Annotated in this window: 1 protein-coding gene; it reads left to right on the plus strand. The window is 60.6% G+C overall.

The features are described 5' to 3' along the window. Positions 1–4 precede the first annotated feature (4 nt). Complete coding sequence (locus tag RA302_RS09215; protein ID WP_338480290.1) at positions 5–13,909, plus strand: amino acid adenylation domain-containing protein; 13,905 nt, start codon at positions 5–7, stop codon at positions 13,907–13,909. The last annotated feature ends 46 nt before the right edge of the window (positions 13,910–13,955 follow it).

Raw genomic sequence — 13,955 nt, forward strand, 5'->3', positions numbered from 1 at the left:
GTAGATGTCCGTCGGTATTCCGGGACCGCAGTCGCTGACGATCGAAGATCTGCCGAAGTTGGTAGCTGCAGTTGCGGCGGTAGATCCTGATCGTGTGGCCCTGAGCCACGGTGGAACCGAAATCAGCTACGGACGACTCAATGACGAGTTGGTCACTCTCGACACCGCGATGGGTGGGGCATTGGGGGCGGATGCCCTGGTTCCTGTTGTCGTTTCCACGGTGCTGCCGGAGCTGATCGCCAGCGAGGCCGACGGTCTCGGCGCGGTGGTCGACCGGCTCATCGCCGACGGCACTTCGATCGTCGAGGTCGCGTCCGAGGCCGACGCACACGTGACCCTAGCCGGACTCTTCGACGAGCAGGTCGAGCGGACGCCGGATGCGCTCGCGCTGGATTACGCCGGAACGCAGCTCACTTACGCGCAGTTCGACGCGCGAGCGAACCGCCTGGCCCGTGAACTCGTCGCGGCAGGTGTCGGACCGGACAGCCTCGTCGGTCTCGCGATGCGTCGATCGATCGATCTCCTCGTCTCGATGTACGCGATCGTCAAGGCCGGCGGCGCGTACGTTCCACTCGACCCGGATCATCCTGCCGACCGTCTCGCTTACGTACTCGAGATCGCGAAGCCCACGGCTGTGCTCACACGTACGTCCGATGCCGTGGTGCTGCCGCACGGTACGCCCACGCTCGACGTCGACACCCTCGACTTGTCGGGTCGTGCCGAGACAACTGTCACCGACGCCGACCGGTTGGCGCCGCTGCGCGCGGACAACACTGCGTATGTCATCTTCACGTCCGGATCGACCGGACGCCCCAAAGGCGTTGCAGTCTCTCACCGTGCCATCGTCGCGAACCTGCAATGGCGTCAGACCGAGTACGGATTCACTGCCGACGACGTGATCTTGCAGAAGACGCCCTTCACTTTCGATGTGTCCGTGTGGGAGTTCTTCTGGCCGCTGCAGGTCGGTGCATCGCTGGTGATCGCGGAACCCGACGGACATCGTGATCCGGTGTACGTGGCTCGCACGATGATCGAGCGCGGAGTGACGGCGGTGCACTTCGTGCCGTCGATGCTCGCCGTGTTCGTCGCCGAACCCCTTGTTGCGCAGGTCAAAACCCTTCGCTACGTGTTCGCTTCCGGTGAGGCGTTGCCGGCTCGAACCGCGGCACGTCTGCGCGAGGTCAGCAGTGCTGGACTCCACAATCTGTACGGCCCGACCGAGGCTGCCGTCGACGTGACTTATTACGAAACCGGTGAGCGAGATCAGGTGTCCGTGCCGATCGGCGCGGCCGTGGCAGACACCGAACTCCTGGTGCTCGACGACGCGCTCCGGCCGTCGCCTTCAGGAGTGGCAGGAGAGCTCTATCTTGCCGGGATTCAGCTGGCCAGGGGATACGTGTCGCGTCCCGATCTCACGGCAGACCGTTTCGTGGCTCGGCCGGGCACTACCGACGGATCGCGGATGTATCGAACCGGAGACCTGGTGCGTTGGCGCGGCGTCGGAGCGAACCGCCAGCTCGAATACATCGGTCGCACTGACTTTCAGGTCAAGCTCCGCGGTCTGCGCATCGAACTCGGTGAGATCGAGGCGGCACTGCTCGATTGTGAAGGTGTTTCCCAAGCCGTGGTGATCGTCCATTCGGACGAAACGATCGGTGACAACTTGGTCGCGTACATCGTCGGCGATGGCATCGATTCAGAGATTCTGACGTCGTCGCTGGGTGAACGGCTACCCGACTACATGGTCCCTGCCATGTTCGTCGAACTGGACGAGTTTCCGCTCAATGCCAGCGGCAAGCTGGATCGAAAAGCCTTGCCCGCACCCGAATTCGTGTCGAAGACGGTCGAGTTCCGCGAGCCTGCGACACCCACCGAAGCCGGCGTGGTCGCGATCTTTGCCGATCTACTCGGGCAGGATCGGGTAGGGGCAGACGACGGCTTCTTCGAACTGGGCGGCAACTCGTTGCTCGCCACTCGCGTGGTTGCGCGGATCAATGCCGAACACGGCATCTCCATCGACATGCGCAACTTCTTCGACGCACCCACCGCCGCAGAACTTGCCGTCTTCATCGACGAAGCGAAAATCTCAGAAGACCGCAAGGCTCACGTTCCCCTGATCCCTCGCGAGCGCCCCGAGTTGGTTCCGCTGTCTTTGGCGCAGCAGCGCATGTGGTTCCTCAACCGATTCGAACCAGAATCGGCAGTCGACCACATTCCGGTCGCGCTGCGTCTCAGCGGAGCGCTCGATGTCGATGCCTTGCAGGGCGCGCTCGAAGATTTGATCGAGCGGCACGAGATCCTTCGAACCGTGTACCCGGAGGTCGACGGCGTCGGATATCAGCGCTTGGTCGACCTTGCAGCCGTGGTACCGAACCTGACTCCCATACGGGTAGACGAGTCGGCGATCGTCGAGCGCGTGACCGACTTCGTTACCCCGGGGTTCGACGTGACCACCGAGGTTCCGATTCGGGCGGCACTCTTCCAACCCACCGCCGACGAATTCGTCCTCGTGTTCGTCGTCCATCACATCAGCGGTGACGGGTTCTCCATGGGACCGTTGACCAAGGACATCGTTTCGTCCTATGTGTCTCGGACACAGGGAATTGCGCATGATCTGGCTCCGCTGCCCGTACAGTTCGCCGACTTTGCACTGTGGCAGCGCGAAGTTCTCGGCAGTGAGGACGACCCGGATTCTCTGATCACTCGCCAGGTCGACTACTGGCGCCACGCGTTGGCCGGTATCCCCGATCAGCTCGATCTTCCGTCGGACCGCCCGCGCCCGCGCGTCGCGTCGAACCGGGGAGCCGGGCACACATTCACGATCGAGCCTGACCTTCACCAGGCTCTCAATCGAATTGCGCTGGACAACAACGCATCCCTGTTCATGGTGTTGCACAGTGCCGTGGCGATTCTGCTGGCGCGGTTGTCCGGGACTTCGGACATTGCGATCGGCACTCCGGTCGCCGGTCGAGGCGATCAAGCTCTCGATGACCTCATCGGGATGTTCGTCAATACGCTCGTGCTCCGCACAGATGTTGACGTCAACATGTCTTTCATCGACTTGATCGCCCGGGTACGAGATATCGATCTCGATGGATTCGGTAACTCGGACGTTCCGTTCGAGCGGTTGGTGGAGGTGCTCAATCCCTCGCGATCGCAGTCGAGGAATCCGCTGTTTCAAGTGATGCTCTCTATGCAGAATCTTGGGCAGAGCACGCAAAGCAGCCTCGAGGTACCGGGATTGACCATCTCTGGGCTTGATGTCGATTCGGCGACAGCCAAATTCGACTTGCAGTTCACGATCTGGGAGTCCGACGCGACTGCTGCGTCAGGGGGCCTGAGCGTGGCACTCGTTTATGCGACGGATTTGTTCGACGAGGCGTCGGTGAAATCTTTTGCCGGTCGGTTGACTGTGATTCTCGAAGCGATCGCTGCGGATGCCGCGGTAGTGGTCGGTGATATCGATTTGCTCGATGCTGCCGAGCGTTCGGATGTTTTGGATTCTTGGATGGTTCCTGGTGTCGAGGTTGAGCCAGGCACGACGTTGGTGTCGATGTTCGATGCGAGGGTTGCGGGTGAGGCTTCGTCGACCGCTGTGGTGTTCGAGGATCGCCGGTTGTCGTTCGGTGAACTGGATGCGGCGGCAAATCGGTTGGCGCGCAAGCTGATCGAGTCGGGTGTTGGTCCGGAGTCGTTGGTGGCGGTTATTTTGCCGCGGTCGGTCGAGTTGGTTGTCACGTTGTTGGCTGTGGTGAAGGCCGGGGGTGGCTATCTGCCGATTGATCCGACGTATCCGGCGGAGCGTATCGCTTTCACGTTGGGGGACGCGCGTCCTGTGTGCGTCGTCGCTGCGGGTGATGTCGTCGATGTCGAGGTGCCAGTTCTTGATGTGATGGCGTTGGACTTGGCGAATTACGACGGTTCGCCGGTGTCGGACGGTGATCGTCGTTCTGCGTTGCGTGCCGATGATATTGCCTACGTGATCTATACGTCCGGTTCGACTGGGAAGCCGAAGGGTGTGGCGGTCAGTCATCGGAATGTGGTGGAGTTGTTTGCGAATGCTCAGCCGCGGTTCGGTTTCGATGGTTCGGACGTGTGGACGTTGTTCCACAGTTACGCGTTCGATTTCTCGGTGTGGGAGTTGTGGGGCCCGCTGTTGTACGGCGGCACTGTTGTGGTGGTGGATTACCTGACTTCTCGCTCGCCGGAGCAGTTCCGTGAGTTGGTTGTGCGGGAGCGGGTGACGGTGCTCAATCAGACTCCTTCGGCGTTCTATCAGTTCGCCGAGGCGGATCGGATGGCTGGTGATTCGGCCGGTTCGTTGTCGTTGCGTCATGTGATCTTCGGCGGTGAGGCGCTGGATTTGTCTCAATTGGTGCGTTGGTATGACCGTCATGACGATAGTTCTCCGCGATTGGTGAACATGTACGGGATTACCGAGACCACTGTGCATGTGTCGTTCTCGGCACTCGACTCGGTGATGGTTCGGAAGGCGACCGGTTCGGTTATCGGCCGTGGCCTTGGTGGGTTGTCGGTGTTCGTACTCGACGATCGGCTTCGCCCTGTGCCGGTAGGTGTTCGAGGAGAAATGTATGTCGCTGGTGGACAGCTTTCGCGTGGGTATGTGGGCCAGCCCGGGCTGACTGCTGGTCGTTTTGTTGCGAACCCGTTCGGACGCAGCGGTTCCGGTGATCAGATGTACCGGACAGGTGATATTGCGCGGTGGAATGCCGACGGGGTCCTCGAGTATGCGGGCCGAAGTGATTCGCAGATTCAGTTGCGTGGGTTCCGGATTGAACTCGGCGAGGTCGAGGCTGCGTTGTTGCGTGTGCCTGGGGTGGCTGGCGCTGTGGCGGTTGTGCGCTCGGATGTTGCGCTCGGTGATCGTCTTGTGGGGTATGTGATCCCCGAGGCTGGCATGGATCTTGCTGCTTCCGTTGTGTCGACGAGGGTGAGCGAGTTCTTGACCGGGTACATGGTTCCGGATGCTGTGGTGGTGCTCGAGGAGCTTCCGCTGACGGTGAACGGTAAGTTGGATCGGAAGGCGTTGCCGGAGCCAGTATTCGAGGTGCGGGAGTATCGAACACCCGCGACTGATACGGAGTTGGCGGTAGCGGCCGTCTTTGCCGACGTTCTGGGGGTCGAGCGTGTCGGGTTGGATGATGATTTCTTTGCTTTGGGTGGCAATTCGCTCGTAGCCACACGATTGGTCGCCAGGCTCGGGCGAGCGCTCGAGACGACGATCCCCGTGAGGGTCCTGTTCGAAAATTCGAATGTAGAGTCGCTGGCGGCGGCGATCTCGTCACACGTCAGTTCCGGGAACATTCCGGCACTAGTTGCAGGACCTCGCCCCACGACGATTCCGTTGTCACTTGCTCAGCAGCGCATGTGGTTCCTGAGCCGCTTCGACCCCGAATCGGCCGTCAACAATATTCCGATTGCGCTGCGTTTGAGTGGCCAGTTGAACCTGTCGGCACTGCAGTTGGCCGTATCGGATGTGGTGGATCGGCACGAATCGCTACGGACGATCTACCCCGAGGCGGGTGGGCAAGGTCAGCAGGTGATTCTGCCTGCCTCAGAGGTATCTTTTGATCTCACCCCAGTCACTCTGGGCGGAACTCGGGTCGAAGAGGCACTGCTGACGCTCGCTCTGGCAGGGTTCGATGTGACAACGTCGGTACCGTTCCGTGTGCAGTTGTTCGAGGTGGGGGCGGACGCATTTGTTCTCGCCTTCGTTGTGCACCACATCGCAGCGGACGGGTTCTCGATGCGTCCGCTGACTCGGGATGTCATGGTTGCCTACGCCGCTCGGGTTTCGAACGGCGTTCCGAATTGGACTCCGCTCGAGGTGCAGTACGCCGATTATGCACTCTGGCAGCGGGAGGTCCTCGGCGACGAGGACGATCCGAATTCTTTGATCTCGGCTCAGCTGGACCACTGGCGCTCCGTCCTCCGTGATTCTCCGGAAGTGCTTGCGTTACCAGCTGACCGATCCCGCCCGGTCGTCGCCTCGAATCGTGGCGCTACGTACCGCTTCTCCGTCAGCGAAAAGATTCGGTCGAGCTTGGACTCACTCGCACGCGAGCGGAACGCGTCGCTGTTCATGGTGATGCATTCGGCCCTCGCCGTGCTTCTCGCAAGGTTGTCCGGTACCAGTGACATCGTGATCGGTACTCCGGTTGCAGGGCGAGGCGAAAAGGCGCTCGACGATGTGATCGGTATGTTCGTGAATACGCTGGTCCTGCGGACTCCTGTCGACCTCGCCAGTCCGTTCGGTGCGCTCGTCTCGGCAACGCGGAGGACGGACCTTCAGGCGCTCGGCAACGGCGATGTTCCGTTCGAGCGATTGGTCGAGGTACTGGACCCCACCCGATCGCAGGCACATCACCCGCTGTTCCAGGTCGCGCTGTTCTTTCAGAACATGTCCCAGGATGCGTTGGAGCTTTCGGGGTTGGAGGTGTCGGGCCTCGAGTTCGATGCCGGTATCGCGAAATTCGATCTTCAACTTACTCTCGCTCCCCGTGTCGAAGACGGCATGTTCGCCGAGTTCGCATACGCCACAGATCTGTTCGACGAGTCGACGATTCGTGGATTCGCCGATCGGTTCACCAGGATCCTCGAGCAGGTGGTCGTGGATCCGTCGATCACTGTGGGTGACATCGATCTGTTGGAGGAGACCGAGCGCGAGTCGCTGTTGACTGCGCGCAACTCCACCGCACGTGACGTCGGGAACAGTGAGACATTGGCTTCGCTGTTCGACACTCGCGTTGCGTTGGCGCCCGATGCTGTTGCCGTGGTGTTCGACGGCCAGTCGCTGACCTATGGCGAGGTGTCCGATCGTGTGAACAAATTGGCACGCAAGCTGATAGACGATGGTGTTGGGCCCGAGTCGTTGGTGGCCTTGGCGATGCGTCGGTCGCTCGATCTCGTAGTGGGTATGTACGCGGTGATCGCCGCGGGCGGAGCCTACGTGCCATTGGATCCCGATCACCCCGCCGAGCGGATCGGGCACATCCTCACGACGGCCGATCCAGTCTGTGTGCTGTCGACGACGAGGGACGCTTTCGTAGCGCCGAACGGCGCCGACGTGCTGTTGATCGATGCTGCTGACCTCTCGAGCTATTCGCCTTCCGTCGTTTCCGATGCTGATCGTCGTGGTCGACTGCGTGATGTGAATGCCGCTTACGTGATCTTCACCTCGGGTTCCACGGGCAAGCCCAAGGGCGTTGCGGTCTCGCATCACGCCATCGTGAACCAGGTCCTGTGGATGCAGGATCAGTACGCCATCGGCACAGAAGATGTCTATCTGCAAAAGACTGCAACGACATTCGATGTCTCGTTGTGGGGTTACTTCACCGCGCTTCTGTCCGGTACGAGAGTGGTGCTGGCATCTCACGACGGACATCGAGATCCCGCGTATCTGGCTGGTCTGATCGAAGATCATCGGGTGACGCTGACGGACTTCGTTCCGTCGATGTTGACCGTCTTCGCGGCTTCGGTTCCAGAGCACGCGTTGGTGTCGCTGAGGGACGTCTTCGTGATCGGTGAGGCGTTGCCGGTGGAGACGGTACGTGCATTCGCTCAGGTTTCGTCTGCAAGCCTGCACAATGTGTACGGCCCAACCGAGGCTGCGGTCTCGATCACCTACTACGAAATCGATGGATCGGAATCAACAGGGATTCCGATCGGGGTGCCCGAGTGGAACTCGCAGGTCTACGTGTTGGACAGTCGGTTGCAGCCGGTGCCGGTAGGCGTTGCAGGTGAGCTGTATCTGGCCGGTGATCAACTGGCGCGCGGTTACGTCGCGCGACCCGATCTCACCAGTGATCGTTTTGTCGCGAACCCATTTGTGGAGGCGAGCGACACGAACGGTGAAATCAATCCCGGTGGCAGTCGGATGTATCGCACCGGGGACCTGGTGTGGTGGAACACCGCAGGCGAACTCGAGTATGTCGGGCGTACCGATTTTCAGGTCAAATTCCGTGGTCAGAGGATCGAACTGGGTGAGATCGAGTCAGCTCTGCTGGCGCACTCGACGGTAGCTCAGTGCGTGGTCACTGTGGCATCCACCGATATGGGCGATCAGCTGGTCGCATATGTGATCGCTGTCCCGGATTCTGTGATCGACGTAGAAGTCCTGAGGAATGCGCTTCCTGAATCGCTACCTGTCTACATGATTCCGAACGCGATCATGGTCTTGGACGAGTTGCCTCTGAATTCCTCTGGGAAGTTGGATCGGAAGTTGTTGCCGGAGCCGGTGTTCGAGGTTGCGGTGTTCCGGGCCCCGGTCACGCCGGTAGAACAAATTGTCGCTTCTGTTTTCTCGGCGGTACTCGGGGTCGAGCGAGTGGGTCTGGATGACGATTTCTTCGCACTCGGCGGAAACTCTTTGATTGCTACTCGAATGGCGGCTCGGTTGGGGCAGGCGCTCGATGCGCAGGTTCCGGTGCGGGTGTTGTTCGAGGCGTCGTCGGTGGAGTTGTTGGCTGCGCGGATGGAGTCGGAGATCGGTTCGGGTGCGCGGGCGGCGTTGACTGCTCGGGTGCGTCCGGAGCTGGTGCCGTTGTCGTTGGCGCAGCAGCGGATGTGGTTCTTGAACCGTTTCGATACGTTGTCGTCGGCGAACAATATTCCGGTGGCGATTCGGTTGTCGGGGTTGTTGGATGTGGCGGCGTTGGATGCTGCGGTGTCGGATGTTGTTGCGCGGCATGAGATTTTGCGGACGGTGTATCCGGAGGTCGACGGTGTCGGGTTCCAGGAGGTGTTGTCTGCGGATCGGGTGCGGTTGGATTTGTCGCCGGTGGCGGTGGCGGTGTCGGAGTCCGATGTCGTTGGTGCGGTGACGGAGTTCTTGTCGACCGGTTTCGATGTGGCGGTGGAGGTTCCGGTTCGGGCGCGGTTGTTCGCGGTGTCGGAGTCGGAGTTCGTGTTGGCGATGGTGGTTCATCACATCAGTGGTGATGGCGTGTCGATGGGGCCGCTCACGCGTGATGTGATGGTGGCGTACGAGGCTCGCTCTCGAGGCGAGGTTCCTGGGTGGGCGCCGTTGGCGGTGCAGTATGCGGATTACGCGTTGTGGCAGCGGGAGACTCTTGGTTCGGAAGATGATCCGTCGTCGTTGATTTCGCGTCAGATCGGGTTCTGGGAGTCGGCGTTGGCGGGGTTGCCGGATCAGTTGGATTTGCCGGCTGATCGTCCGCGGCCTGCGGTGGCGTCCAATCGCGGTGCCAAGCATGCGTTCGTGATCGGCGAAATCGAGCACTCGTCTCTGAAAAAGATTGCGCGCGAATCGAATTCGTCGTTGTTCATGGTGGTGCATGCGGCGTTGGCGGTGTTGTTGGCGCGGTTGTCTGGGACGTCCGATATTGCGATCGGTACTCCGGTGGCGGGTCGTGGTGAGCAGGTTCTCGATGATTTGATCGGGATGTTCGTCAATACGTTGGTGTTGCGGACGGAGGTGGATTCTTCGGAGTCGTTCTCGGAGTTGTTGGGTCGGGTTCGTGAGGGCGATCTGGGTGCATTTGCCCATGTAGATCTGCCGTTCGAGCGGTTGGTGGAGGTGCTTAATCCGGCGCGGTCGCAGGCTCGTAATCCGTTGTTCCAGGTGATGCTGTCGTTCCAGAACATGGAGCAGTCGGTGCTTCGACTTGGCGATCTGACAGTTGCGGGAATCGACGCCAACACGGTGGCGGCCAAGTTTGATCTGCAGTTGACCATGGTCGAGCAGTTTGACGAGGCGGGCGCACCAGCGGGGATGGCGGCGCAGTTCACGTACGCGACGGATCTGTTCGACAAGTCGACGGTGGCAGGCTTTGCCGGCAGGTTCGGGCGCATCCTTGCTGAGATCACTGTTGATCCGTCAGTTCGGTTGGGTGATATCGACGTACTTACCGCTGCTGAGCGCAGCAACCTTCTCAGCTGGTCCACTGGTGGGCGCACAGCGTTGGCAGGCGCGTCCCTGACTGCGATGTTCGACGAACAGGTTGGGCAGACCCCTGATTCTCTTGCCGTCGAGTGCGATGGCGAGGCGCTGACCTACGGGCAACTCGACGCCTACGCAAACGTGGTGGCCGAGCGATTGACGGCGGCCGGCGTCGGTCCGGATGACGTCGTCGCGTTGATCGTGCCGAGGTCGGTCGAGTGGGTCGTAGGTATGTTGGCGGCGTGGAAGGCGGGTGCTGCGTACGGGCCGATCGATCCGTCGTACCCACAGGATCGGATCGAAGCGATAATCGCCGACACTGGCGCCCGATGTGCGGTGAGTACGACGACTCTCGATCTGGCGGTGGACGTCATCGTCCTCGACAGCATCATGCGCGATTCGCCGATTGTGGAGGGGCCGACGGATCGATGGCGTGAACTCGGTGCGGGGGACCGCTTGGGGTATGTCATTTCGACATCCGGTTCGACTGGTCGTCCGAAGCCGACGTTGGTGCCGATGGCGGGCATCGAGAATACGGTGGCCTGGTATCGCAGCGAGTTGCCCGAAACTGGTGGTCTTTTGATCGCGTCGTCACCCAGTTTCGACCTGACGCAGAAGAACGTCTGGGCAGCGCTGAGCAGCGGTCGGACCGCAGTGCTTGCCTCAGACGGTTTCGATCCGGATGCGATCGTCGCTCGCGTCGGGCACGGTGACGTCGCAGTGGCGAACATGTCGCCGAGCGCATTCGAAGCCGTGGTGGATTCCGATGAGGAGTCTGCTCTGAGCGTTCTCGATGTTGTGTTCCTTGGAGGCGAGTCGATCCGGCTCAATCGTCTTGGCAGTTTGTTGTCAGGCGGCGTACGCCTGGTGAACAGTTACGGCCCGACGGAAGCGTCGGACGTGGTCTCGTTCCACGCAGTGACTGCGCATGACACCGTCAGCGTTCCGATCGGTGCACCGGTGCCGAACATGGATCTGTTCGTTCTGGATCGGTCGTTGGGTATGGTGCCGCCGGGCGTGATCGGCGAGTTGTATGTCGGTGGTGTCGGTGTCGGTCGCGGATACGGAAACCGAGCAGCGTTGACGGCGGAGCGTTTCGTCGCCAACCCCTTTGCGGTCGAGGAAAGGGGCGCCCCAGATGGCGGCAGCAGGTTGTATCGAACCGGCGACCTCGTCAGGTGGAACGGTCGGGGCGAGCTCGAGTACATCGGCCGATCGGATTTCCAGGTCAAACTGCGGGGGCAGCGTATCGAACTCGGCGAGATCGAATCTGCTCTGATCTCGCACGAAGCGGTTTCAGATGCGGTGGTCGTCCTGCACAGCGATGCGACGTTCGGCGACAGCCTGGTCGGGTATGTCGTGGGAACTTCAGTAGATGCGTCCGAAGTTCTGGAGTCTGCCCGGGCCGTGCTTCCGACGTACATGGTGCCCTCGAAGGTTCTTGTCCTCGACGAGCTTCCTCTCAATGCTTCGGGCAAATTGGATCGAAAGGCTCTCCCGTCACCGGTATTCGAGGCAGCAGAGTTTCGGGCGCCGGTCACAGCGGTGCAGGAAATTGTTGCGTCGGTGTTCGGAGATGTGTTGGGCGCGGAGCGGGTCGGTCTGGATGACGATTTCTTTGCGCTGGGTGGTAATTCGTTGATCGCTACCAGGTTGGCAGCAAGATTGGGACAGGCGCTCGATGCGCAGGTCCCGGTGCGCGTGCTGTTCGAGAACTCGACAGTGGAAGGTTTGGCTGCAGTAGCGCAAAAGACCGCAGGTTCCGGTGCGAGGATGGAGTTGGAGGCGCGGGAACGTCCAGAACGTCTTCCTCTGTCCTTGGCCCAGCAGCGAATGTGGTTGGTAAACCAGATGGATCCCGGTTCTGCGGCATACAACATTCCGTTGGCTCTGCGATTGACAGGGAACTTGGATGTCGCGGCTTTGCGCCAGGCTCTTCACGACGTTTTGGTTCGACATGAGTCGCTCCGGACCAGCTACCCGAGTGACATCGAAGGGCCGGTTCAGAAAATCGTCGCGATCGACGAACTCCTTTCGCCTCTCGAAACGATTCAGGTGGACGACGAGGCCGCGGCGTTCAATCGCGTCGTGGAGTTGGTGACGACCGGATTCGACGTAGCTCAGGAAGTACCTGTACGCACTGGGTTGCTCGAGTTGGGGCCGGCAGACTTCATATTCGTCTTGGTCGCTCATCACATCGCCGCTGACGGTGAATCGATGGGACCTCTGGCCCGAGACATGATGGTCGCCTATGAGGCCCGCATGCGCGGTACCGCGCCGTCGTGGACGCCGTTGACTGTTCAGTACGCGGACTTCGCGATCTGGCAGCGCGAATTGCTCGGTAGCGTCGACGAGATCGGCTCGCAGGCTGCACAGCAACTCGACTTCTGGCGCCGGACGTTGAACAGTGTGTCGTCGACGCCCGGATTGCCTTCCGACCGTCAGCGACCCGCGCAGATGTCTGCAAAGGCCGGTGTCTCGGAGTTCTCCGTCAGTGCGGACACGGCGACGCGGCTCAACGAGATTGCGCGCGAACACAACGCCACATTGTTCATGGTTGTGCATGCCGCGCTTGCAGTTCTCATCTCACGGTTGAGCGGAAGCCGAGATTTCGCGATCGGAACAGTTGTAGCCGGGCGAGGTGAGCAGCAACTGGACGACATAGTCGGAATGTTCGTCAACACACTCGCACTCAGGACCGCTCCGGACCTCGGAGCAGGATTCGGCGAATTGGTCTCGCTGGTTCGAAATGTCGATCTCGAGGCATTTGCGAACGGCGACATACCGTTCGAGGAAGTTACCGGCGCCTTGTCGGCGTCAGCGAACGAGCTTTTCCAGGTTGCACTGTCGGTCGAGCCGATGGCAGGAGCCGAGTTCACTCTGCCGGATCTGAAGATCTCGGCAGTCGAGGGTGTGGAGGCGACTGCGAAGTTCGACCTCCAATTCAATCTCAGTTCTGATCCGATCACAGGAGGACTGATTGGCCATTTGGTTTTCGCCGCCGATCTTTTCGACCAAGCGACCGCCGACGCACATGTCGAGCGATTCGTACGCGTTCTCGATCGGGTGTCCTCGGATCCTTCACGTCCGATCGGTGACATCGAACTGCTCACCGACTCCGAACGAGCAGAAGTCCTCGGCTCCGTGGACACAACGCCACCCCCGGCAGTTGGCGCTTCGACGGGCAGACTCGTGCCACAGCGATTGACGAACTCCGTGGAGGCTGATCCTGACGCCGTCGCAGTCGTGTGCGATGAAGAGGAAGTGACATACCACGAGGTCGATGCACGATCATCTCGCCTTGCACGCCACCTCATCAGTCTTGAGATCGGCCCGGGCGACGCAGTGGCGATGACAGGGCTGCGTGGCATCGAACTGGTAGTGGCGATCTGGGCGCTGTCCAAAGCAGGTGTGGCAGTACTCGTGGGAGCTACAACAGGAACAGCGGGTGCGAATGGAACAAGCCCGAGTCTGGCCTTGACGCTGACTTCGGGCGATGCAGATTCTGTGAATTCCGATGTTCCGCTGGAGACGACCCTCGATCTGGCCCGGCCCGATGTTGTCGAATTGGTGGCGTCGTATTCGAGTCGTTCCGTGAACTACGCGGACCGGGTTCGTCCGCTCAATGTTGACGACGTCGCGGTCGTGGTTACCGGATCAGCCTCTGACCAGATCACCCAGGGAGAGCTCGCGGCGAAGTTGGATGCTATGTCGCAAAAGCACGAGGTCGACTACGAATCGCGTTTGATGTACTTCGGTCCCGCGGACGACGACACATCGGTTATGACGATCCTGCTGGCCGGGGTGGTCGGTGGCGTCGTTCTCCTGTCCTCGGAAGAGTCTAGGAATGCCGATGTGCACGGACTCCTCGAGGAGGAGTGGGTTTCGCACGCGGTAGGTCAGACAGACGTCTTCACAGATGTCGTCGAAGGAGCGTTGCCTGATCTACGGCTGGCGTGTGATTCCGCGACGTGGACTCTGAGCTGACGCCGCCGTTCTGGAAGTAGATGGACGCCCATATCCCGAACAGTCC

It is taken from the genome of Rhodococcus sp. DN22, assembly GCF_036669995.1.
GTDB classification, from domain to species: Bacteria; Actinomycetota; Actinomycetes; order Mycobacteriales; family Mycobacteriaceae; genus Rhodococcus_F; species Rhodococcus_F erythropolis.

What these genes read in the sequence shown, in the direction of transcription:
- RA302_RS09215 (WP_338480290.1), top strand. Translation starts at nt 5, where the DNA reads ATGTCCGTCGGTATTCCGGGACCGCAGTCGCTGACGATCGAAGATCTG.